This is a genomic window from Bacillus licheniformis DSM 13 = ATCC 14580, assembly GCF_000011645.1.
GTDB lineage: Bacteria > Bacillota > Bacilli > Bacillales > Bacillaceae > Bacillus > Bacillus licheniformis.
In genome coordinates, this window is sequence record NC_006270.3 from 3648481 (window position 1) to 3670819 (window position 22339).

The 22339-nt window shown below is 46.7% G+C and carries 21 protein-coding genes and 1 pseudogene; 8 read left to right on the plus strand and 14 right to left on the minus strand.

The features are described 5' to 3' along the window. Nucleotides 1-77: 77 nt before the first annotated feature. From manA to TRNA_RS40330, 7 genes are all read right to left on the minus strand, one after another. Nucleotides 78-1028, minus strand: coding sequence for a mannose-6-phosphate isomerase, class I (gene manA, locus TRNA_RS40300; RefSeq protein WP_003185791.1), 951 nt, complete (start codon nt 1026-1028; stop codon nt 78-80). A 155-nt stretch (nt 1029-1183) separates the two neighbouring features. Next, nucleotides 1184-1648: an anaerobic ribonucleoside-triphosphate reductase activating protein gene (gene nrdG / locus TRNA_RS40305; RefSeq protein WP_011198367.1), complete on the minus strand. Its 465-nt coding sequence runs from the start codon at nt 1646-1648 to the stop codon at nt 1184-1186. Continuing rightward, nucleotides 1645-3513: an anaerobic ribonucleoside triphosphate reductase gene (locus TRNA_RS40310; protein WP_003185794.1), complete on the minus strand. Its 1869-nt coding sequence runs from the start codon at nt 3511-3513 to the stop codon at nt 1645-1647. The genes nrdG and TRNA_RS40310 overlap by 4 nt, the downstream gene beginning before the upstream one ends. Before the next feature lie 167 nt (nt 3514-3680). Then, on the minus strand, nt 3681-4664 hold the full coding sequence (gene kdgT, locus TRNA_RS40315; RefSeq protein ID WP_011198368.1) for a 2-keto-3-deoxygluconate transporter: 984 nt from the start codon (nt 4662-4664) through the stop codon (nt 3681-3683). A gap of 87 nt (nt 4665-4751) precedes the next feature. Beyond that, the gene (locus TRNA_RS40320; protein ID WP_003185799.1) at nt 4752-5366 is read right to left on the minus strand and encodes a bifunctional 4-hydroxy-2-oxoglutarate aldolase/2-dehydro-3-deoxy-phosphogluconate aldolase; all 615 of its coding nucleotides are present in this window, start codon (nt 5364-5366) and stop codon (nt 4752-4754) included. Between the two features lie 5 nt (nt 5367-5371). After that, nucleotides 5372-6337 carry a sugar kinase gene (locus tag TRNA_RS40325; protein ID WP_003185801.1) on the minus strand — a complete coding sequence of 322 codons (966 nt, stop codon included), beginning with the start codon at nt 6335-6337 and terminating at the stop codon, nt 5372-5374. Between the two features lie 102 nt (nt 6338-6439). Beyond that, the gene (locus TRNA_RS40330; RefSeq protein ID WP_003185803.1) at nt 6440-7456 is read right to left on the minus strand and encodes a LacI family DNA-binding transcriptional regulator; all 1017 of its coding nucleotides are present in this window, start codon (nt 7454-7456) and stop codon (nt 6440-6442) included. A 255-nt stretch (nt 7457-7711) separates the two neighbouring features. Between TRNA_RS40330 and kduI the strand changes: the two genes are divergently transcribed. Beyond that, entirely contained in the window at nt 7712-8539 is an 828-nt protein-coding gene (gene kduI, locus TRNA_RS40335; RefSeq protein ID WP_003185805.1) for a 5-dehydro-4-deoxy-D-glucuronate isomerase, read from the plus strand. A 15-nt stretch (nt 8540-8554) separates the two neighbouring features. Beyond that, nucleotides 8555-9319, plus strand: a complete 765-nt coding sequence (gene kduD, locus TRNA_RS40340) for a 2-dehydro-3-deoxy-D-gluconate 5-dehydrogenase KduD (protein ID WP_003185807.1) — start codon at nt 8555-8557, stop codon at nt 9317-9319. Nucleotides 9320-9362: 43 nt separating this feature from the next. Here the strand turns inward: kduD and TRNA_RS40345 are convergent, their stop codons facing one another. Beyond that, nucleotides 9363-10496: a zinc-dependent alcohol dehydrogenase gene (locus TRNA_RS40345; RefSeq protein WP_003185809.1), complete on the minus strand. Its 1134-nt coding sequence runs from the start codon at nt 10494-10496 to the stop codon at nt 9363-9365. 141 nt (nt 10497-10637) lie between these two features. On the opposite strand from TRNA_RS40345, the gene TRNA_RS43980 reads away from it, so the two are divergent. Continuing rightward, nucleotides 10638-10775 carry a hypothetical protein gene (locus TRNA_RS43980; RefSeq protein ID WP_021837766.1) on the plus strand — a complete coding sequence of 46 codons (138 nt, stop codon included), beginning with the start codon at nt 10638-10640 and terminating at the stop codon, nt 10773-10775. Nucleotides 10776-10826: 51 nt separating this feature from the next. Here the strand turns inward: TRNA_RS43980 and TRNA_RS40350 are convergent. Beyond that, a pseudogene (locus TRNA_RS40350) lies at nt 10827-12199 on the minus strand (sugar porter family MFS transporter). 296 nt (nt 12200-12495) lie between these two features. On the opposite strand from TRNA_RS40350, the gene TRNA_RS40355 reads away from it, so the two are divergent. After that, nucleotides 12496-13452 carry an LCP family protein gene (locus TRNA_RS40355; protein WP_003185816.1) on the plus strand — a complete coding sequence of 319 codons (957 nt, stop codon included), beginning with the start codon at nt 12496-12498 and terminating at the stop codon, nt 13450-13452. A 189-nt stretch (nt 13453-13641) separates the two neighbouring features. Then, nucleotides 13642-14502 carry a Cof-type HAD-IIB family hydrolase gene (locus TRNA_RS40360; protein WP_011198370.1) on the plus strand — a complete coding sequence of 287 codons (861 nt, stop codon included), beginning with the start codon at nt 13642-13644 and terminating at the stop codon, nt 14500-14502. Between the two features lie 50 nt (nt 14503-14552). Here TRNA_RS40360 and TRNA_RS40365 read toward each other — a convergent pair whose 3' ends face one another. The 5 genes from TRNA_RS40365 to pgsB all read right to left on the minus strand — a co-directional run bounded on the left by TRNA_RS40365 (nt 14553) and on the right by pgsB (nt 19253). Beyond that, the gene (locus TRNA_RS40365; RefSeq protein WP_003185824.1) at nt 14553-15797 is read right to left on the minus strand and encodes a C40 family peptidase; all 1245 of its coding nucleotides are present in this window, start codon (nt 15795-15797) and stop codon (nt 14553-14555) included. 456 nt (nt 15798-16253) lie between these two features. Further along, nucleotides 16254-16421: a hypothetical protein gene (locus TRNA_RS43985; RefSeq protein WP_003185826.1), complete on the minus strand. Its 168-nt coding sequence runs from the start codon at nt 16419-16421 to the stop codon at nt 16254-16256. After that, the gene (locus TRNA_RS40370; protein WP_003185829.1) at nt 16418-17587 is read right to left on the minus strand and encodes a CapA family protein; all 1170 of its coding nucleotides are present in this window, start codon (nt 17585-17587) and stop codon (nt 16418-16420) included. The genes TRNA_RS43985 and TRNA_RS40370 overlap by 4 nt, the downstream gene beginning before the upstream one ends. Nucleotides 17588-17606: 19 nt before the next feature. After that, nucleotides 17607-18056 (minus strand): poly-gamma-glutamate biosynthesis protein PgsC, encoded by a 450-nt coding sequence (gene pgsC, locus TRNA_RS40375; RefSeq protein ID WP_003185831.1) that lies wholly within the window; start codon nt 18054-18056, stop codon nt 17607-17609. A gap of 15 nt (nt 18057-18071) precedes the next feature. Continuing rightward, nucleotides 18072-19253 carry a poly-gamma-glutamate synthase PgsB gene (pgsB, locus tag TRNA_RS40380; RefSeq protein ID WP_003185833.1) on the minus strand — a complete coding sequence of 394 codons (1182 nt, stop codon included), beginning with the start codon at nt 19251-19253 and terminating at the stop codon, nt 18072-18074. Between the two features lie 794 nt (nt 19254-20047). Between pgsB and TRNA_RS40385 the strand changes: the two genes are divergently transcribed. The 3 genes from TRNA_RS40385 to rbsD are packed head-to-tail and all read left to right on the plus strand — an operon-like array spanning nt 20048 to nt 22304. Beyond that, a complete protein-coding gene (locus TRNA_RS40385; RefSeq protein ID WP_003185835.1) occupies nt 20048-21028 on the plus strand; it encodes a LacI family DNA-binding transcriptional regulator in 981 nt (326 codons plus the stop codon). 2 nt (nt 21029-21030) lie between these two features. Further along, on the plus strand, nt 21031-21912 hold the full coding sequence (rbsK, locus tag TRNA_RS40390; RefSeq protein ID WP_011198371.1) for a ribokinase: 882 nt from the start codon (nt 21031-21033) through the stop codon (nt 21910-21912). Beyond that, on the plus strand, nt 21909-22304 hold the full coding sequence (gene rbsD, locus TRNA_RS40395; protein WP_003185838.1) for a D-ribose pyranase: 396 nt from the start codon (nt 21909-21911) through the stop codon (nt 22302-22304). The genes rbsK and rbsD overlap by 4 nt, the downstream gene beginning before the upstream one ends. Nucleotides 22305-22339: the final 35 nt, after the last annotated feature.

Genomic DNA, 22339 nt, shown 5'->3' on the forward strand with positions numbered 1-22339 from the left:
TCTTTTTATCGGCGAGCCGGATTATTTTTTTACAATAAAAAAGCTTAACGGCCTTTTTTTGCAGACCGTCAAGCTTTTTATATGTGTGACACGATTAGTTCACATGTTCCTTCTATTGTAAAGTCATTGGTTTCCGCCGGCAGGATAAAATTTGTCCCTTTGCTGATCGGAAATAATTCGCCGCCCTGAGTGAGCTTTCCTTCTCCTTCAATCACGCTGCACAGGAGGAAAGGGGCATCCTGGGTCAGCTCAGCGGCACCGTCGATCTCCCATTTATATACGGAGAAATATTCGGCTTCAACAAATGTCTTAATGGTAATGCCTTTTTGAGTTTCTGTCGATTCGTCAACATAGCTGTCTACATGCGGTACTGTTGTGACATTGATCGCCTGTGTCAGGTGAAGTTCGCGCTTTTCTCCGTTTTGATCGGTCCGGTCATAATCATATACCCTGTACGTCGTATCGGAGCTCTGCTGTGTCTCCAAAACGACCGTCCCCTCGCAAAGAGCGTGAATCGTGCCGCTTGGCACATAATAAAAATCGCCCGGTTTGATTTTGATCCGCCTTAACAGGTTGTCCCAATCACCGCTGTTGATCATGGTGACCAGTTCAGTCCGCGTTCTCGCCGTGTGGCCGTAAACGATCTCTGCTCCTTCTTTGCAATCGATGATATACCAGCATTCTGTCTTACCGAGTTCCCCGTTTTCGTGCTCTCCTGCATAATAGTCATCCGGGTGGACTTGAACGGAAAGGTCTTGATTGGCATCAAGTATTTTCGTTAACAGCGGGAAACGGTCCCCCTCTGCACCTCCAAACAATTCACGGTGTTCGTCCCAAAGCTCGGCAAGCGTTTTTCCTTTGTAAGGACCTGAAGCAACGATGTTCGGACCGTTTGGATGGGCGGAAATGGCCCAGCATTCACCTGTCAAATCGGAGGGAATGTCATAGCCGAATGACTCGCGCAAAGCCGTTCCCCCCCAGATTCTCTCTTTAAACTCAGGCTGCAGAAATATCGGTGATTGAGTCATGTTGCCATCTCCTCCCTTAATTCACGATAGTCTTATGTAAATAAAACGCTTTCTTTTATTGATAGACATGTATGTTGAAATATAAACCTTTTCATATTCATTATGACGTTATCTCGATAGAAGCCAATGCCGGAAAGGAAAAACAGAAGCCCTCTTCAGGCTTCTGCTTGTGATGATGCAAACTCAATAATCCGCTGGTTTGAGCTTCCTCTGTAAAGAAGCGTCAAGTCCCTTTTTTTGAGTTCGAACGGGCCGTCTACCAGGACATCGCAATAGGCCAGCAAGGCGCTGTGCTTTTCATTCTTCAAGATTTGTTCGTACGTATAGCCGCTGTAAAGCCAGATGTCCTTTTCGGAATGCTGCTTAATTTTTTCTGACAGCTCGATCAGTTCGCCTGCATGCAAAAGCGGCTCCCCTCCTGAATAGGTGACGTTTGTAAGCGGGTTTTTCATAATTTCCTCGAATACTTCGTCTACACTCATATCAAATCCGTTATTGATATTCCAGCTTTGTTTATTATGGCAGCCTTCACACATATGCGGGCAGCCCGCTAAAAACACGACTGTTCTCAGTCCTTCTCCGTCTACGATGCTGTCATGGATAATATTCATCACTTTCATAGATGCTTCACTCTGTCCTTTTCTTCTTGTCTTTTCGCCGAATTCCACTTTGACATATCTCCGACTAAATATCCTGTAATCCGTCTGATTCGTTCGATCAAAGCCTCATCCCGGTTTTTGCACTGCGGGCATTCATTATCTATGATTCCGGTAAATCCGCACGCCTTGCAGTGGTCGACAGGATGGTTGATCGAGGCGTAGCCCATGCCTGACCGGCGCATGGCGGTCACAAGCATGTCCATCGCTTTAATGTTTTTTTTCGGGTCTCCGTCCAGCTCGATGTAGCTGATGTGCCCTCCATTGCACATTAAGTGGAACGGCGCTTCTTTTCTGATCTTTTCGACCGCAGTCAGCTTATAGTGAACAGGGATGTGAAACGAATTCGTATAGTACACCCGGTCTGTGACATTGCGGATCGAACCGAACTCCACTTTGTCTTTTTTGACAAATTTCCCTGAAAGCCCTTCTGCCGGCGTAGCGATCAAGGAAAAGTTCAATTTGTGTTTTTCTGTGGCTTCATCGGCCTTATCTCTCATCGACTGGACGATTTTTTTGCCGAGTTCAAACGACTCCTCGCTTTCTCCGTGATGTTTTCCGGTCAATGCAGTCAAAGCTTCAGCCAGCCCGATAAATCCGATGCTCAATGTTCCGTGCTTTAGCACATCCTCGAGCGTGTCCTCAGGTTCAAGCTTCTCGCTTTCATGCCAGATGCCTTGTGAATACAGGAATTTAAAGTCCTTTGCTCTTTTCTTGCATTGAAAGGCGTACCGTTCAAGCAGCTGTTGAATCGTTAAATCCATGTAGCGGTTTAACAAGGCAAAAAACTGTTCAACGTTTTCGCTGAGCAGCGCTATTTTCACAATGTTGATCGAGGTGAATGACAAATTCCCTCTGCCGACGCTGTTTTCTTTTCCATGAATATTGGACATGACGCGCGTTCTGCATCCCATATAAGCGATTTCGCTTTCCGGCGTTCCGTCATAAAAAGGTTTGTTCACGGGCGAGTCGATAAAGCTGAAGTTCGGAAACAGCCTTTCAGCGCTCGTTTCCAATGCAAGCCGGTACAAGTCATAGTTAGGGTCTGTTTGATCAACGTTCACGCCTTCTTTCATTTTGAAGATCTGAATCGGAAAAATCGGCGTCTCACCTTTGCCGAGGCCTGCTTTTGTCGCCTTAAGAATATTTTTGATCAAAAGGCGGCCTTCCCTTGACGTATCCGTGCCGTAATTAATGGAAACAAACGGCACCTGTCCGCCGCCCCTCGAATGCATGCTGTTGGCGTTATGTATAAATGCTTCGCACGCTTGGTAAGTTGTGTTGTCCGTTTCTTCCCACGCTCTTTCCCTTATCTCTTCTTCTGTCAAAGTTGTCGGGTATTGTTTGATTTTCGCAAGATGCTTTTCGTACGTTTTGCGGACGTAAGGCGCCAGATCGTAATCGAACATTGGGAATGACTGGCCGCCATGCTGCATATTTTGATTCGATTGAAAAATGATAGATGCGAGTGACAATGCGCTCATAATGTCCTTCGGTTCCCTGAGGGAGCCGTGGCCAGTGTGGAATCCCTCCTTTAACAGCCGGACCAATGGTATCTGACAGCAAGTCGTTGTCCCGCTCGGCATATAGTCTAAATCGTGAGGGTATATAAAGTTGTCATCGACTGCTTTCTTGATTTCCGGCGACATTAAGTAATGGAGCGCATAATGTCTGGAACTCTCGGATGCAAACCGGCTCATTTGCCCCATCGGGGAGCGGCCGTCTACGTTGGCATTTTCCTGCATAATATCGTGATTTCCATACCCGACGATATCATGAAATGTTTCTGTCAATTGCAATAATCCCTGTTCTTTAAAGCCTGTTGTCATCCTAATCTCTCCTAAAAAGTAGCATATATAGTGTTTGTTCATCCAACAGACACTATATATTGATATTAGCACAGATTATGTTCGTCAAATTTAGCAATTTGGTGACGTTTCAAAAACGGTCATAAAAAAACGCCCCGGACAAATGTCCCGGTGCGCCTGCGGCAACATTACTTGTAATCAATCGTCATTTGTTTCGGAGATTTTCTTTGTTTCGTCCGTTTTTCGATCCAGACGGTTGCAAGCGGCGTCAGAAGCGAGGTGACAATGACGCTTGTCGCGATGATCGCGGTTGCTGAATCAGCTACCGGCGCAAACACGGGGTTTGCATCGGCAAGTGCATACGGGACGGCTACCGCAGCCCCGGCCGTTGATGACGCCGCTACTCCCGCGACACCGTCTCCTCTTGCGACAAAGCGGTCCAGCAAGTATAGAGATGCACCCGAGAGAATGACGACTGATACGCCGACAACAATGCCTAAAAGGCCGGATTGAATCAACATGTTAAAATCAAGCGTGTTTCCAAGTGAAAATGCGAAGAACGGAATGATCGCCGGTACGACTTTTCCGAACAAATCGCGCAATTCAGGGTCAAGGTTACCGAGAATGCAGCCGAGTAAAAACGGGATGACGGTTGCAGCCAGCGTCTCCCAAGGAAATGCCGCAAGCCCTGTCACACCGAAAGTGACCATCGTCATAAACGGGCCTGATTCCGTGCTGATAAAGGCAAAAGCACCGGCGTCTTCCTTTCTTCCCATGTGATTCATTAACGCCAAATACAGACCGCCGTTCGTTTCATTCATAACGGCTACGATCGCCAGCACGGACAGTCCGGCAAAAAACCCGCTTTGAATGCCTTCGTCTGGAATGAACTGCGCTGCGATCAAACCCAATAATGCGGCAAAGCCGACTTTGCCGATCAGAAGCGTCAGCCCCTTCCTCGCAATATATCCTGAAGAACGAAAATCTATTGTCGCGCCAACGCAAAAGATAAATACTCCTAAAATCGGCAGCGTTCCGGTAATCAGGGCGCCTGTAAATCCGCCGAAAAACTCTGCGGTTCCCGGTGCAAATGTATTCAGCGTTGCGCCCAGAAAGAGCGGAATGATCATCATGCCGCCCGGCACACGTTCAATCGTTGCTTTAATTTTCATCATTTTTTTCTCCCATTCTAGAAATTAATGAAAAAGCAAAGCTGTCGATCTTGCAAAACCTGAAGTCTTTACCACGCTGCGCACGCTTTATTTCTGCTGAGCCCGCCGCTGAAAGATGCGCTGGAGATCCGCTTCTGACACTTTGTTCAGCTGGCTTCCCACACCTACTGCCAATGCTCCGGCATCAAGCCACTTCTCCACATCGCCGGGATGGATTCCTCCGGTTGGTATGAACCGAACCTTCGGAAAAGGACCGGCGAGGTTCTTCATGTAAGGAATCCCGGATGTTCCCCCTGGAAACAGCTTAAGAACCCGAAAACCCTTTGAGACCGCTTCCATAATTTCGCTTGGCGTTAATACGCCGGGAATAAAAAATGTATGCAATGATGCGGCCTCCTCAGCCAGTGATTCCGAAAAACCCGGGCTGACGATAAATTTTGACCCCGCTGCCGCGGCTTCCCTCGCCTGTTCGCTTTCAACCACCGTTCCCGCTCCGACAAGAAGACCGTCTTTTCCCGCAAATTTTTCAATCAGCTCAGACGCTCCCGGCGTCGTATATGTGATTTCAATCGCAGTAATCCCTTTGTCGATCAGTCTGTGAATGGTCTCCTCAGCAGCCTCCTTACCGTCTGCGCGGACGACTGCGATCAGCCCGGCCTCGCCCAGCTGCTCTTGCACTTTTCCGATCATAGACATTTCCATTACGGTCAACCTCCTATTTTTTGGTTGTTTTTCTCTCCAGCCATAAAAGCTTTCAATTGATCCCTTGACGGCAGACCGTCCATATCCCCCGGAGCCATGACGGCCAGCGCTCCGATCGCATTGGCCCTCTGAACTGCTTCTTCCAGCGGAAGTCCGTCTAAAAGGCCGCTGATCATGCCGACGGCAAAACCGTCGCCAGCGCCAACAGTATCAACAACCTTCTCCACCTGATAACCCGGCACATAACCTTCTTTTTCCGATGTCCTGTAATAAGCCCCTTCTTTTCCAAGCTTGATGACAATCACCTTGACCCCCTGCATTACATAATGTTTAGCGATATCCTCGGGAGAATTGCAGCCTGTCAGGAGTTTTCCTTCATTGATCCCCGGCAGAAACCAGTCTGCCTGCGCGGCGATTTCATTAATTGTATGAACCATTGTCTGCTGATCCGGCCAAAGCTGGAAGCGGAGATTCGGGTCAAACGAAATCGTCTTCCCGTCTTTTTTCATCTGGTGAACGGCGTGGCGGGCGAAGCCCCTCATTTCCCTTGAAAGTGCAGGAGGTATGCCCGTCACATGCATATGTTTGGCTTGCTTGAAATACTCTGCCGGGTAGTCATCAATGCTCATCGTGCTTGCGGCTGATCCGCTCCGATAATATGTGACATCAGGGTCTCCGCTTTCAACCTTTGACTTGAGCAGTATGCCCGTCTGCCGGTCTGCGGTGCGTTTGACTTCAGAAATGTCGACGCCTTCTTTTTTCAATTCATTTAAAATAAAGGTTCCAAGCGAATCGGCGCCGACCTTGCTCATCCAGCCGACCCGAAAACCCAGGCGCGACAGTCCGACGGCAACGTTTGTTTCCGCTCCGGCAAGAGCTTTGGAAAACGAAGACGCCTCATGCAGTCCGCCTGCTTCATTTGCGTAAAACATAGCCATCGATTCTCCGAAGGTCATCACATCAAGCGACATGATTTCACTCTCCTTTCAAAATGGTACCGGTTTCAAAAGCAGTTGCGGGAAAACACTCTCCCCTAAGTTTTCGGGTCCATGAGTGTTTCCGTTTGACAAGTTCTACAGCGACTGTCTGAGAACAAGCTCCGCCTCAAGCTGAATCGTCTGCGGGGCGCTTTCGTCTCCTTCAATCCGTTTGATGATCCGCTCCATGGCGACCCTGCCCATTTCATGCGACGGCTGGGCGATGGTCGTAATGCCCGGACCGATCAATTTATACCATTCTGTATCATCAAATCCGGCAATTCCGACATCTTCCGGAATTGAAATGCCAAGCTCATAAAGGCAGCTGATGATTTTCAGCATCAGAAGCCCGTTGTTTCCAAGAATGGCTTTTTTCCCTTCTTTCATTTCCAAAAAGCTTTTGACGGACTGTAATAGAGATTCTTTGTCTTTGACGTCAGCCTCATATACGAGAGGGGTACCGCCGGCGTTTCGTTCCAGCGCGATTTCTGTATAGGCGGAGGCCCTTTCCTCCCTTGGACTGATTCCCTTAATCGGTTCGGTAAACAGACCGACCTGGGCATAGCCTTTGTCATACATGAGATTGACGATTTGACTTGTCACTTCGCGGTTGTTCGTTGTGACTGCATCGATCTTGAGCCCGGGCACTTTCCGGTCAACGAGCACAATCGATACATCCTGGCTGATTAAATCCAAGAGCACATCGTTGTTCCTTCCCGTCGTATTAATAATCAGCCCTTCAATGTAATGCGCGTTCAGCTTGTGCAGCATCTCCCTTTCTTTCTCAGGACTGTTGTCCGTGTTGCAGACCATGATGCTGTATCCGTACTGATCGCAAACCTCTTCCACCCCTCTCAAGGTGGCTACTGAAAACGGGTTTGTAATATCGGCGACCAAAAATCCGATAACTTTGCTTTTTTTCACCTTCAGCCCCTGTGCCATCTGGCTTGGGCGGTAATTGAGCTCCTCGATCGCTTTTTTGATGCTTTTCACCTTTTTCGGTGAAATGGCATCAATCTTCCCGTTGATATAACGGGAAACCGTTGATTTTGATACGCCTGCATGTGCGGCGACTTCGTTGATGGTTACTTTCGCTGTTTGCTTATCCTTCATTCAAGTACTCCTATAACCTTATGATTTGAAACCGATTTCAAAAACTTTATACCACCAGCATATCACATCATTTAAAATTTGGAAGAGTCTTTTTTAATATTTCAGCATTGTCCTTTACAATATTCAGAAAAAAGTGAAAAGACTGTTGACGCTTTCCATTATTTACTTTAAAATTCATGTTTGAAACCGTTACCAAAAACTTTTGGCACTTCATTCAAGTCAGTCTAAAAACGTCCAATTCAAGGAGGAGAAGGTATGGAAAATCGTTATTCTGTTCATCCAGAACAAGCGAAACGATTCACAACCGCAGAGCTTCGCGAGCATTTTTTAATAGAGTCATTGTTTGTTGAAAACAAACTGAATATGTTTTATTCGCATGAAGACAGGGTCGTGATCGGCGGAGCCGTTCCAGTAAAGGAGTCCATAGCGCTCGATGCCGGCGATTTTTTAAAAACGGACTATTTCCTAGAACGGCGCGAAATCGGGATTGTGAATGTCGGCAAGCCCGGTGCGGTTAAAGTCGGTGATGAAGAATACGTACTGGAGCACAAAGACTTTCTGTATATCGGCCTGGGAAATAAAGACGTTTTCTTCTCAAGCTTGAATGAAGGCGGGGCCAAATTTTATTTCATCTCGGCGACGGCACACCAAAAGTATCCGGTGCAAAAAGCTTCTCTTTCAGAGCTCCCATACGATCATTTAGGAGAAGAAGCCTCTTCAAATGTTCGTAATCTATACAAAGTGATTCATGCAGACGGCATTCAAAGCTGCCAGCTGATGATGGGCATTACGTTTCTTGAACCTAATAACACATGGAACACAATGCCTGCGCATGTCCACGACCGGCGGATGGAGGTTTACCTGTATCTTGATCTTGCTGAGGATGCAAAGGTGTTTCATTTCATGGGCGAACCGACGGAGACCCGGCATCTTGTCGTCGGGAACGAACAGGCTGTCATTTCACCCGCGTGGTCTGTCCACTCGGGCTCCGGCACATCCAACTACTGCTTTATATGGGCGATGGCCGGAGAAAACTACACATTTAAGGACATGGATGCTGTCCCGATGAATGTCATTCGGTAAGGACGTGAACGTGAGATGGGATATCTTGAATCGTATTTTTCACTTGAAGGCAAAACGGCGCTTGTCACAGGCCCGGGAACGGGAATCGGCAAAGGGATTGCCGAAGCGCTGGCAAAAGCGGGAGCGGATATCATCGGCACTTCGCATACGAGCGGACTTGATGAAACAAAGCGGCTGATCGAAGAAGCCGGCAGAACGTTTACTTCTTATCAGCTTGATATGGGCAACCTTGACGAGGTCGAGGCTTTTGCAAAAGAGGTGCCTGACCGCCATCAAATTGATATTCTCGTTAACAACGCCGGGACGATCCGCAGAGAAAAAGCGGCTGATTTTTCCCGGGAGAACTGGGAAGCGGTGATCAATGTCAATTTGAACAGCTTATTTTTGCTGACGCAGGCTATCGGCCGGCAGATGATTGAGCGAAAGCAAGGGAAAATCATCAATATTGCCTCTCTTCTTTCATTTCAAGGAGGCATTCTTGTCCCTGCATATACGGCAAGCAAACATGCAGTAGCCGGATTGACGAAGTCTTTTGCCAATGAATGGGCGGCTTATAATGTCCAGGTCAATGCGATTGCTCCGGGCTATATCGCGACGAACAATACAAAGCAGATCCGCGACGATCAAAACCGCAATGCCGAAATCTTAAAACGGATTCCGGCCGAGCGCTGGGGTCAGCCGGATGACATTGCCGGCGCCGCCGTATTCCTTTCGTCGCCGGCATCCGATTATGTGAATGGACATGTGTTAGCCGTCGATGGCGGATGGCTGGCAAGGTAATGCGAGGAAAAGGCTGCCGGTAGCTCGGCAGCCTTTATCATCGCTATGGCTTCAAAATTACTTTAATGCAATCATCTTCATGGTCGTTGAACAAATGATAAGCGCGGCCGGCTTCTTCAAGCGGAAGCTGGTGCGTAATGATTTCCTTCGGATCAAATTGATTCTCTTCGATCTTCTTGTAAATCTCCGGCATCAAATGGATGACCGGAGCCTGCCCCATTTTTAGCGTAACATTTCTGGAAAAGAATGCGCCGAGCGGAAACATATTGTAATTGCTTCCATATACCCCCGTAATCTGTACGGTTCCGCACTTTCTGACCGCCTTTGTAGAAATTTGAATCGGTCCGAGCGTGCCGCCCTGAAGCTTCAGTTTTTGCTCCAGATACTCAAGCGGAGATTTTTTGCCGTCCATCCCTACGCAGTCGATCACGACATCCGCCCCGCCTTTTGTAATCTCCTTTAAATGCTCGCCCATATCAGGATATTTTGTAAAGTCAAATACTTCAACGCGGTTTAATGCCTCAGCCTGCTTTAGGCGGTAGTCCAAGTAGTCTACTGCAATGACCCGCTTCGCCCCTTCCATCCAGGCAAACTTCTGCGCCATTAATCCAACCGGCCCGCAGCCGAGCACAATGACAGTGTCCCCTTTTTTGACGCCTGCGTGAAGCACGCTCCAATACGCGGTTGGGAGGACATCTGATAAAAACAGAAGCGACTCGTCCTCCATCTCGCATGATTCAGGAATGACAAACGGCGTGAAATTGCCAAACGGCACTTTTAAATATTCAGCCTGTCCGCCAGGGTGATTCCCGAATTTTTCCGAGTAGCCAAAATACCCGCCTGAATCATAATGGGGATTGGCATTGTCGCACTGGCTTTCCAGCTTGTTTTCGCAATAAAAGCAATGTCCGCAGGCAACGGTAAACGGGATGACAACCCGGTCTCCTTTTTTCACTTTTGTTACATCAGGTCCTGTTTCTTCTACAATTCCCATCGGTTCATGGCCGAGCTGGAAGCCTTTTGGAAGAGGGAAATTCCCTTGATAAAGATGGAGATCCGAACCGCAAATCGCGGTAGAAGTAATTCTGACAACGATATCATCGCTTTTTTCAATTTTGGCATCCTCCACCTGGCTGACTTCAACATGCTGAGGCCCTTGAAACGTTACGGCTTTCAAATCGTCACACTCCCATTATCGTTCAGTTGACTTTAGTGTGAGATAAACCCGGGTTCTTATTCAGTTTTTTAAACAAACGTTTCATTAGCCGTCATGTAGAACGGCCATGATTCATACATAGAAGAAAACGGAGGTGTTGGGATGCTGCTGCAAATACTGGTCGGAGGACTGGTTGTTTTCATTATTTTTTTTCTCGTGTTTCGGGCAATCAGAACGGGCAATCTGCCGCGCCATGACGATTCGCAGCCAGGAGACGGAGAGAACAGAGATCAGCCATGATCGGCCGGCCTCTTCACACAAAAAAGGATGGGGCCTTGCCCATCCTTTTGCCTATCGTTCAACCGGCTGTGTGTCAGTTGCCGTGATTCCGCGGTGCTTGTCCCGCAAATCCTGCTCGATCTCTTCCAGACTTTTCCTTTTGTTTCTGTTACTTTAAAGAAGACGAACAGGAAGGCCGCGATTCCAATGGCCGCATAGCACAGAAACAGGTAACTGATGCCCATCGCTTCCATGAGGACCGGAAAACTCAAAGTCACAATTAAGTTCCCTGCATGGAGCATTAAAGTCGATACTCCGGTTCCTATCCCTCTGACATGAAGGGGGAACAGCTCAGGCAGCATCACCCAGACGATCGGCCCCCAGCTGACGGCAAATACGACGATGAACACACCTAAGCAGATGACAGTCGTCCATGCCGCACCAGAGGTATTGCCGAAAAAGAGATTAGAAAAAGAAAGCACGATCAAACTGATGACCATTCCGGCATTTCCAAATAATAAAAGCGGCTTCCGGCCAATCCTGTCAATGAAGCGGATCGCCACAAGCGTCATCAGGACATTGACCGTTCCGATGCCGACTGTCCCTAAAATGGCCGCCGAATCTTCAAATCCGACATTCGTAAACGTTTTTGGGGCATAGTAAATAATCGTGTTGGTTCCAATAAATTGCTGCAGAAATGCCAGTCCGACCCCTGCGATTAACGCCGGGCGCACCCACGGTTCCAGCAGCTCTTTCAAGCCCCCCTGGTCCTGCTTTTCCGCTTCCTTAATTTCTTTGACTTCCTGATCGACCCGCTCTCCTCCTCTCATCTTTGACAAAACCCGCCTTGCTTTCTCTTCTTTTCCTTTTGTTAAGAGCCAGCGCGGGCTTTCCGGCATGAAAAAGATACCGATTAAAAGGCCGATTGACGGAATAAGGGCCAATCCCAGCATCCAGCGCCATGCGCCTGCATCACTAAATGCATAGTTGATCAAATAAGAGAGCAGAATCCCGATCGTAATCATCAGCTGATTTAATGAAGAAAGCGCGCCCCGGGATTCCTTCGGAGCAAGCTCTGAAAGGTACAAAGGAACGATGGTCGTTGAACAGCCGACTGCAAGGCCGAGCACGATCCTGAAAGCCACCATATATTCCGTGCTTGGCGCCAGGGCCGTTCCGAGCCCCCCGATGCAATACAGCACAGCCGCTGACATAATCGCCCTTCTTCGGCCGAAGCGGTCTGTCAGCCTGCCTGACAAACCCGATCCGAAAATCGCCCCGATTAATATTGCGCTGACAACCAGCCCTTCTGTAAAGGCATTGAGCCCAAGTTCATCTTTCATAAACAAAATCGCCCCGGAAATGACGCCTGTATCATAACCGTAGAGCACACCGCCCAAGGCTCCAAAAAAATAAAGCCAGGCATTCGATCTTTTTCCCTTCATCACAGTATATCCTCCTCCAAGGCTCGTCTTTTAACCTTTAACCTTGTCTTGCTTTCTTCAAACCTCTAGAAACTCGGAGTACCATTAAAAGGAATTTAAAAATATGAAACATTTTATCTGTTATATCGTCTTATTATAGGCGGCAAAATGATCAGTCCCGCGGAATTTCCAGAGAATCCCCATATGCAAAACAGCAAATATATTGTAAAATCCAAGATTGGGAAACTATTTTTTATTAAAATTTAGACTTATTCAACAATTGTACGTTTCAATATAAATAAAAGAGGAGCTTATACATGCTACGATCGCAGCGAACGAAGAAAAAGAGACTAAGAAAATGGGTGAAATACTCACTGTTTTTCATTGCCTTAATCCTGACGGCGACGGCAGCCGCAGGCGGCTATGCGTACTATAAAGTGGCGAACGCCTCCAAAGATGCGCAAGTCACCCTTTCCAGAGGTGAACAGTCCGTCAAGCGGATTAAAGAGTTCAACCCTAAAAAAGATAACTTCTCCATCCTGTTGATGGGGATTGATGCCCGTCCCGGACAAAGCATGGACAAAGAACGAAGCGATGCGATGGTTCTTGCCACGTTCAACAGAAAAGACAAATCGGTGAAACTATTGAGCATCCCGCGGGATTCCTATGTCAACATCCCCGGACGCGGCTACGATAAAATAACGCATGCCCACTCATTAGGCGGGCGCGACCTTAGTACAGAAACCGTCGAAAACCTGCTCGACATTCCGGTTGATTACGTCATGGAAGCCAATTTTTCAGCTTTCAAGGAAGTAGTTGATGAACTCGGCGGTGTACCGATCACGATCAAAGAAGACTATATTGTCCGGCAGATTAAAAAGGATACGAAAGGCAAAGTCAACCTTCAAACAGGCGAGCAGACGCTGGGCGGAGAAGAAGCCCTCGCTTATGTAAGAACGAGAAAAGCCGATACGGACTTGAAGCGCGGCGAGCGCCAGATGGAAGTCATCAAATCGATTATCAACAAATCCAAATCGCTTACTTCCATTCCGGCTTACGACGATATCCTTGATACAGTCGGAAAGAACGTATCGATGAACTTGTCGCTGAATGATGCAATCGGACTGATCCCGTTTATGACGTCCATTCAAACGGTCGATACCCTTCAATTGAAAGGGAGCGATTATCAACCGGGCAAAGTCTACTATTTCCAGCTTGATCAGGAAAACCTCAACGAAATTAAGCAGGAATTAAAACAGCAGTTAGATGTATAATTAGAAAAAGGATGAATCATATTCATCCTTTTTCTGTTTTAATGAAACTCAATATTTACTATTGAAAAAATCTAAATTTAGGTTTAGCCTTTTACATAACATGTCTTTTTAGGGAATACTGCCGAAGAGAGCTGTTTTTCGCCTCCCGAAAAACGGCAAACTGCTCTTACAGGAGGTTATCTTTACATAATGAGATTAATTGCGATCGATTTAGACGGGACTCTTTTAAATACCGAAAGCAAAATATCCGCAGAAAACCGGGCCGCTATCAAAAAGGCGCTCATTTCAGACTGCATCGTAACCATTTGCACGGGACGGGCCACATTTGACGTAAAAGCGCTTCTGAACGATTTGGATATTCCGATTATCGCTGCAAACGGGGGAACGGTCCACGATTTCAACTATAAACTCCTAAGCAGAACGCTAATGGACAAGGAAGCGGGAAAAAAGGCCGCCCAATACTTAACAGATCATCAAATCTATTTCGAGGTTTATACGGACGATGCGCTGCTTTCTCCTTATGACGGAGAGCAGAAGCTTAAAGCAGAGCTCGATATCGTCACAAGCGCCAACCCTGATGAAGACAGGGATACGCTTTGGCAAGGCGCACTGACTCAGTTTAAACAATTCGGCATCAAACCCGTCCCCGACATTCGCGAGATTTTTAACGGAGACGAACATATTTATAAGCTGTTGTGCTTCTCATTTGATATGGAAAAGCTGAAGAAAGCAAAAGATGATCTTTCTGCCTTTCCAAAACTGGGACTCACTTCTTCCGGAAGACATATCATCGAGATTCTGCCTGATGAATCCGGCAAAGGCCGCGCTTTAAAAGAGCTGGCCCGCCACTATGGAATCGAGAAAAAAGACATCTACGCGATCGGCGACAGCCCGAACGATCTGTCAATGTTTGAGGAAGCCGGCCATCGGATCGCGATGGGCAATGCAATCGATGAGCTAAAGCATATCAGCACCTTTATCACGAAAAGCAATGACGAAAACGGCGTCGCTTATTTCATTAACAAACTGCTGGAAAATGAATATCAATAAATAAGAAAACCGCTCGAGTCCATCTTCGAGCGGTTTTTTTGCTGTTTCTGCTACTCAATTCTGACGCTTCCGGCGTATTTATCTTTCCAATAGGCGCTCGTCTCCATATCTGCTGTCGTTACACCGGCAGACAAGGTGACAAGAACGACCTGGCCGTTTCCGATATAGATGGCGGGATTCATAACAGTGGTTCCTTTAAAGAAGACGATGTCTCCAGGCTCAAGCTCCTGTTTGGTAATTTTCTTACCCGTGCTGTATTGTTTGTCAGCATACCTCGGAAGCTCCACTCCTGCCGCCGTTTTGTAGACATATTGGATAAACCCAGCCGTATCAAAGCCTTCTTTAGGCGATGTGCCGCCTTTTTGATAACCGACTTCGCCGATATGCCTGATGGCTTCGGATACAATCGGATTTTTTGGCAGGGACATGTTGTCAAAACGTCTGACTCCTGTGAACTTCTTCTGCCAATAGGAAGCCGACAAGTAGGATATCGTCACTTTATTTGAACGGCTCGCATGGATAAACCGCCCGCCCCCGGCATAGATGCCGTTATGGGATATTCCCGGTTTGTACGTATTGCTGAAAAACAAAACATCACCCGGCCGGATATCTTCAAGCTTCACCTTTTGACCGACAGCCCATTGCTGTTCAGCCGACCTTGGCAAATAAACGCCGAGCACCTCTCTGAAGACGTATTGGGTCAACCCCGAACAGTCAAATCCGAGATCCGGAGAGTTGCCTCCAAATACATAAGGAACACCGACATAGCTTTTTGCTTTTTGAACGACAGGATCCATCGAAATCTCAGGCTCTTTTGTGATCCTTTTCGCTTTAAAATACCCCGAGCTCCAGTAAGAGCTGCCTTCAAGCTTTGTCACGACAACCCCGTTTGATTTTGTGCTGTGGATGATTTGATCATTTCCCAAATAGATGGCGACATGGGTCGGTCCGTCCGATTCCAGCTCGGCATTCTTGAAAAAGACAAGGTCCCCCTTTTCGAGCTGCTGACGGCCGACACTGCTCCCAAGAGTCGATTGTTCCTTTACCGTTCTCGGAAGCGTAATATCGAGCGATTGAAACACATATTGCACAAAGCCTGACGAGTCAAACCCCGTTTTCGGCTTCTCTCCGCCGTAGCTGTATTTCGCACCCTCAAGCTGTCTGGCAGTTTCCGCTATTTTCTCGCCGATCGTATCGGCGCGTACATCATTATGATTCGTTAAAAATAAAGACATCCAAAGCACCGCAATTCCACAAAACAAAACCAACTTTTTGTTTGCCGCTTTTTTTATCAATTGATCTGTTCCTCCTCTTCTTTCCTCTTTCATCGTCATTCAACTGGGATATTTAAAGGACTTTTTTTGCATGTACAGCAGCGTCATAGCGAGAAGAAACGCTCAGCACAGCATGATCAGCTTTTTCACCTAAGCGCGGATTAAAAAGATGAAGGGAAATATTCTAAAGAGGTCATGAACATGAGGTGCGGTTCCCATCCCGAATTGGTAAGGTGATGCATTTTCAAATTTTGCTTCAGTCGAAATTTGTCAGTTTTTATTCCCTTCAAAAGAATACAATAAACATGAACCCCAAAACCATGTATATATCCTCCTGATTTTCTATAAAACTTTATACACTGACCGGTTAAGAAAATTGTCGTGTTTCCCTTTCAAACCGGCCGCTTTTCACAGGTCTTTTATAACCGGGATCAGCACACAAAAAAGAGAGCGCCGGCGGCACTCTCTTTTGCACTGTTATTGCTTGTTTTCTGTTGTTTGATCCTGCTGATTCACTTTTTGGATCTCCGTAGAGATTTTAGCTTTTTCATCGTTTGACAATTCATCAGAATACTTGAAAGCAGACATGAATGCAATGATCAAAACTAAACCTACGAACGGCCAAATGGCTCTGACAAATTTCATTTGTTCACCACTCCGTTTTTATTATTTTTCAGCTTGTCCGCATGATCGACTTCAAACGTTAATTTTCCGTTCTCTTCTTTCCAGTCGAGGTTTGTTCCTTTTGTCAATTGACGGAAGATCGCTTTTCGTTTTAAGAAGTCGCTCTTGCCTAAAGGCGTCGGCGTTGCTTCGCGAATGTTGAGAGGCGTTACCTCAAAGCGCCCTTTGCCGTCATTCATTAAATGGTATTGTACAAGCGCGCTGTCCCGTGTTCTTGACCAGCCCTGATCAAATACAAAGTTGCCGAGGCTGTAGAAAATCACAGTACCGTTATACACTTCGATCGGTTCGAGAACATGGGGATGAGCGCCGATGATGACATCTGCTCCGGCATCTGCAATCGCCTTGGCCAGATCCTTCTGTCTGTCGTTCGGTTCATTGTCATATTCTTGTCCCCAGTGCACATGGACAAGGACAAGATCCGCTTTTTTCGATGCTTCCGCAATCATTGGAATAAAGATTTTCGGACTGAGCGGCAGCACTCCGCCTCTGTTCTTTTTGGCTGTAAAGTTCTTTGTGTAGACGTCTGTAAAACCGAGCGTTGCAATTTTTACGCCGTTCACATTCTGATAGGATACGTGCTGTTTCGCGTCTTCAAGATTATTTCCTGCTCCGACAAGCTCCAGATTCTCATTTGAAAATTTATTGAGCGTATCCTTCAAACCGTCTTCCCCGTAGTCCATCGCATGGTTGTTGGCAAAATTCAGTACGCTGAAGTTCAGCTTTTTCAATGTTTCGACTGATTCTTGATTCGTTTGCAGATGGATGTTCTTTTCTGCCTCTTGATAGTCCTTTGCATTGGTTACAGGGTTTTCAAAGTTTCCTGTGATAAAATCTGACACATTAAAGTACGGCTTCACATTTTTGAAGACACTTTCCGAACCGTGCAAGTTTGTCACTTTTTCTACGTTTCTTCCCATCATGATATCGCCAACAAAAGTAGCTGTAAGCTTGGCATCTTCTTTTTTGTCCATTTGCGAAGGAGTTTTGGCGCTTCCGACCCAAGTAAAGACAAACATTAAACAGAAAATAACGGGCAATACGATAAAGACGTGCTTGTTTGTTTTCTTTTTCTCCTGCTTCGTCAACTTCAGCAGTTTTTCCTGAAAGTTCAGTTGTTTTTTCATCGATTTGACACACCTAACTTTAGATTAGATAGTAAGCATACATAATGACGAATGTTGCTCCGCTCAATAAAAGCGTACTTCCAAGCGTAATCGTTAATCCCTGTCTTTGAATGGTATTGGCGATCAGCCCCGGCACGATGATTCCGATTCCCCTGAATTCGGCAATCTCAAACGGCATCACCGGATATATAAAATCAAAACCGATTTTCAAAAGAATTCCCGTAATCAGCATTGCTGCGAATTTTCTGCGTCCGTATAGAATCATAATTTTGGAAAGTCCGAATTTCACGATGACATACGTCAGCAAACTGACAAAAAGAACGAGCAGCATGAAAATCGGCTGATTGAAGACAAGTCCCAAATAACCCGGTACGACGAGGCCGGCTGGTACAATTCCCGTTTTCTCTGCAAAAATCAAACTGAGTAAGACTCCTAAAATGAGGGCGATATATAAATCTGATCCAAACATTGTGTTTTCTTCCTCCTAGCTAACGAGCTGCTTAATCTTGTAATCTTGTATTTTTTCAATGAGAGGCTCCGCTGCTCCGTGGATATTTCCGACTCCGTAAATAACGCGGCCCTCAAGCTTGTTTTTCAGCATGAACATGATTTCTTCCGTTGATTTGTGCTCAAAATCAAACAGCTTGTCCGCAGGAATTTTGCCTGCTTCATATGCTTTGACGATCGGCTCTGTTGTTTCTCCAATCAGCACAAGTTCACTTGCTTCAATATAAGGAAGGACATCTTCCGCAAACTGCTGTGTTCTGTCTACCCTGTCGGCGCGGCAGTTCATAATGACGATCGGCTGATCCGTAGGATAGCCTATTTCTTTTACACGCTTCCAAATGTTTAAAGTGGAAGCTGCGTCATTGGCCGCAAAACCGTTGACGAAATGTCCGGGATTCTTGGCGTTCATCAGCGGCAGAATTCTCATGGCTCCCGGATCAGGCGGCGCATTCAGCATGCCTTTAAAGGCGGTTTCTTCGTCAATGCCCAACGCTTGAGCTACACCGAGCGCAAGAGACGCATTATCAGGGAATACCATGTACTCAAACTGTCTGAGGTATTCATCTGTTATTTTAGAATTGTCTGCGACGATGACTTTTGTGTTCCTTTCTTTTGCAATTTGCTTAAAGAAATCGGTATACTCACTATCAGTAATAACCAAATGTCCATTATAAGGAATGGTTGCTGTGAATGCTTCTGCGATTTCATCCAAAGTCGGTCCCATCACATCCATGTGATCCTCCAGCACGTTCACGATCACGCCGATATTAGCCTGAAGCAATTCTTCCTGAAAGATGATTTGGTAATCAGGATTAACGGCCATGCACTCACTGACAATCGCATTGGCCCCTCTTTCCACCGTTTCTTTCATAACCTCCTTCTGCTCTCCGATATTCGGCCCTTGCGGCTTTCTTTTGATCGGCTTCTCTTCCGGTGTGTCCCAATAAATCATCCTTGCGTCTGTCCCGGTTGTTTTTCCTACTGTTTTGTAGCCTGCTTCGATTAATATCCCTGTTGTTAATCTTGTCACCGTGGACTTTCCGCGTATACCGTTGATGTTCACTCGGACAGGCAGCGCATCGATATTTTGCTGGTGGCGCCTTTTTTCATAAATGCCGATCCCAACAACGATCACACAGGCTAATAGCATTACCCACATTGTTTGTCTACATCTCCTTCTTGGAATCTGATATGTAAATTCATTCATCAGTATATAGGTTCACTATGAAATCACAATCGGCATTATGTAACAGAAGACGACGAAATTTTCCGTGACAAAGATCACCTCGCCCGAGTCATTAATGCCTATCTTTTTATTGATATTTTTGGAAATCGAAAGTTCTTAATTCCTATCAGATTTTTGTCAGCGTTTTAAGTATGCGCTTTCAAAATTCGACATTATGATTTTTGTACTTTTCTCCCTATTTCAGATGAAAGGTTGAAGGATGGATTCAGGATCTCTTTTTTCCCCCGTCCGCAATCCCCTTTAAATGGGCTGTCAGCCGGGATCTCTCTTTTCTTTTAGTATTTTCGCTCTTTTCGAACAGGTTAAAAAGTCACCAATGTTCCCTCTTCAAAACAAATCCGTCCTATGACAATCAGACCATCTATCAAAAAATGAAAATCTCTTTTAGCATAAAGCGGGATTCATTGACAAATCCAAATATTTTGTGAGTCGTTCGATCCACCTTATTTCTTCAGATTTTAGGTTAAAATCCTAGGATTTAAAAAGCCATTAATTTTTTTCAATGATAATTCATCAAACTTTAACATTTTTAATTTTTCTTACTATTCTCATTGTTACTGTATTCGCCATTAAACGCCCCTATATATGTCTCGATATCCCAGCCCGGTCTAAAATTTCAGTGTTCATCCATTTTTTTATTGTGATTTTAAATGGATCGTGATAATCTTTATGTAAACGGTTACACAAATAGAGAGGAGAAGGCTTTTTTGGCTACGATTAAAGACGTCGCACTTGCTGCAAAAGTATCTGTCGCTACGGTTTCCCGGGTATTAAATGAGACGGGATACGTTCATGAAGACACGAGGGCGCGCGTGCTGAAAGCGATGGAAGAACTGAATTACCACCCGAATGAAGTAGCCAGGTCTCTCTATAAAAGGGAGTCCAGACTGATCGGACTGCTGCTGCCGGATATCACAAACCCGTTCTTTCCTCAGCTTGCCCGCGGCGTTGAAGATGAGATCCACCGCCTCGGCTTTCGGCTCATATTTGGAAACAGCGATGAAAATCTGGAAAAAGAGCTTGATTATATGCAGACGTTTAAACAAAATCATGTGGTCGGAGTCATTTCAGCGACCAATTATCCGGATGCGCCAAATTATCAAGACTTGTCCATGCCGATCGTCTTTCTTGACCGGACGGGCGAGAATGCGCCGGCTGTATTTGCGGACAGCCGCGAAGGAGGCAGAATCGCAGCGGCTGAGATGATCAAGAGGAACGCGAAACGGATTACGCTGATTAAAGGACCGGCTCACCTTCAGACTGCAAGAGACCGTTTCAACGGAGCGCTGGACGTGCTAAGCGGAGCCGATATCGATTTTCACGTCATGAAAACCGAGACATTTTCATTTCCGGAAGCCCAAAAACGGGCGGCGGAGCTGTTTGGCACATATCCGGAAACAGACGGCGTGATCGCAAGCAATGACATTGTGGCGACAGCCGTTTTGCATGAAGCCTTAAAACGGAAGATCAAAGTTCCCGATGAACTGCAGATTATCGGCTTTGATGACATACCGCAAAGCGAATTGCTTTTCCCCTCTTTATCAACGATCAGGCAGCCCGCCTATGAAATGGGAAAAGAAGCTGCAAAACTGCTGCTTAGATTAATGAAAAATGAATATATTGAACAATCGGCAGTTCAGATGCCGGTTGCCTTTATTGAAAGACAAACGACAAGAAAGGCGGAATGACAATGAGTAAAATATGCGTGATCGGCAGCTCTTCGATGGATTTAGTCGTGACATCGCCCAAGCGGCCGGCCGCCGGAGAAACGGTGCTTGGCGAATCTTTTAAAACGGTTCCGGGCGGAAAGGGGGCCAACCAAGCGGTAGCCGCGGCCCGGCTTGGCGCCGAGGTCCATATGATCGGCTGCGTCGGCGATGATCATTACGGGAAAGCCATCCTCGACAATTTTCAAGCCAATGGTGTCTTGACAGACTATGTGGAACCGGTTACAGGTCAGGAAAGCGGAACCGCACATATCGTTCTCGCAGACGGCGACAACAGCATTATCGTCGTCAAAGGGGCAAATGACCATGTCACACCTGAATACGTTCAAAAAGCGCTGCCTGCGATTAAACAGGCAGACATCGTTCTGATTCAGCAGGAGATTCCGGAAGAAACCGTCGATTATGTCAGCGGACTGTGCAGCTCTCTCGGCATTCCTCTCCTGCTGAATCCGGCACCAGCCCGTCCGCTACGCCCGGAAACGGTCGAACACGCGGCCTACATCACGCCAAACGAGCATGAAGCTTCGGTACTGTTTCAGGGCATGTCCCGGGAGGAAGCGTTAAAGCGCTATCCGGAGAAGCTGTTCATCACAGAAGGGAAAAACGGCGTCCGCTATCACAATGGTCTGGAAGAACGTGTCGTTCCTTCATTCCCTGTCAATGCGATTGATACGACGGGCGCCGGAGACACCTTCAATGCGGGATTTGCCGTCGCGCTTTCCGAAGGACAAAGCATCGAATCTGCCTTGCGCTTTGCGAACCGGGCGGCTTCCCTGTCGGTTCTGAAATTCGGCGCACAAGGCGGCATGCCAAAACGGGATGAAGTGGAGCGTGAACTGTCATGAAAAAACACGGAATATTAAACAGCCATATCGCAAAATTGCTGGCCGATCTCGGGCATACCGATACCATCGTCATCGCGGACGCCGGTCTGCCCGTTCCGCCCGGCGTCCCCAAAATCGATCTCGCACTGACATTGGGTACGCCCGGATTTCGAGAGGTTACAAAGCTCATCGCCGATGAAATGGTTGTCGAAAAAGTGACGGCAGCCCAAGAAATAGAAAGCGTCAATCCCGGTCAAGCCGCATTTTTAAAAGCGGAATTTTCAAACCAAAAGATTGACTATATCCCGCACGAAGCATTCAAAAAGGCAACGAGCCAGGCGAAAGCGGTCATTCGCACAGGGGAAGCAACGCCTTATGCAAATTGCATCTTGCACGCGGGAGTGATCTTTTAGATGTTTACATTCTACATCTGGAAAGAAGGGATAGC

Bases quoted from the DNA above. Each gene is read 5' to 3' on its own strand.
- manA (WP_003185791.1), bottom strand. From the start codon at position 1,028: ATGACTCAATCACCGATATTTCTGCAGCCTGAGTTTAAAGAGAGAATC.
- nrdG (WP_011198367.1), bottom strand. From the start codon at position 1,648: ATGAAAGTGATGAATATTATCCATGACAGCATCGTAGACGGAGAAGGA.
- TRNA_RS40310 (WP_003185794.1), bottom strand. From the start codon at position 3,513: ATGACAACAGGCTTTAAAGAACAGGGATTATTGCAATTGACAGAAACA.
- kdgT (WP_011198368.1), bottom strand. From the start codon at position 4,664: ATGAAAATTAAAGCAACGATTGAACGTGTGCCGGGCGGCATGATGATC.
- TRNA_RS40320 (WP_003185799.1), bottom strand. From the start codon at position 5,366: ATGGAAATGTCTATGATCGGAAAAGTGCAAGAGCAGCTGGGCGAGGCC.
- TRNA_RS40325 (WP_003185801.1), bottom strand. From the start codon at position 6,337: ATGTCGCTTGATGTGATGACCTTCGGAGAATCGATGGCTATGTTTTAC.
- TRNA_RS40330 (WP_003185803.1), bottom strand. From the start codon at position 7,456: ATGAAGGATAAGCAAACAGCGAAAGTAACCATCAACGAAGTCGCCGCA.
- kduI (WP_003185805.1), top strand. From the start codon at position 7,712: ATGGAAAATCGTTATTCTGTTCATCCAGAACAAGCGAAACGATTCACA.
- kduD (WP_003185807.1), top strand. From the start codon at position 8,555: ATGGGATATCTTGAATCGTATTTTTCACTTGAAGGCAAAACGGCGCTT.
- TRNA_RS43980 (WP_021837766.1), top strand. From the start codon at position 10,638: ATGCTGCTGCAAATACTGGTCGGAGGACTGGTTGTTTTCATTATTTTT.
- TRNA_RS40355 (WP_003185816.1), top strand. From the start codon at position 12,496: ATGCTACGATCGCAGCGAACGAAGAAAAAGAGACTAAGAAAATGGGTG.
- TRNA_RS40360 (WP_011198370.1), top strand. From the start codon at position 13,642: ATGAGATTAATTGCGATCGATTTAGACGGGACTCTTTTAAATACCGAA.
- TRNA_RS43985 (WP_003185826.1), bottom strand. From the start codon at position 16,421: ATGAAATTTGTCAGAGCCATTTGGCCGTTCGTAGGTTTAGTTTTGATC.
- TRNA_RS40370 (WP_003185829.1), bottom strand. From the start codon at position 17,587: ATGAAAAAACAACTGAACTTTCAGGAAAAACTGCTGAAGTTGACGAAG.
- pgsC (WP_003185831.1), bottom strand. From the start codon at position 18,056: ATGTTTGGATCAGATTTATATATCGCCCTCATTTTAGGAGTCTTACTC.
- pgsB (WP_003185833.1), bottom strand. From the start codon at position 19,253: ATGTGGGTAATGCTATTAGCCTGTGTGATCGTTGTTGGGATCGGCATT.
- rbsK (WP_011198371.1), top strand. From the start codon at position 21,031: ATGAGTAAAATATGCGTGATCGGCAGCTCTTCGATGGATTTAGTCGTG.
- rbsD (WP_003185838.1), top strand. From the start codon at position 21,909: ATGAAAAAACACGGAATATTAAACAGCCATATCGCAAAATTGCTGGCC.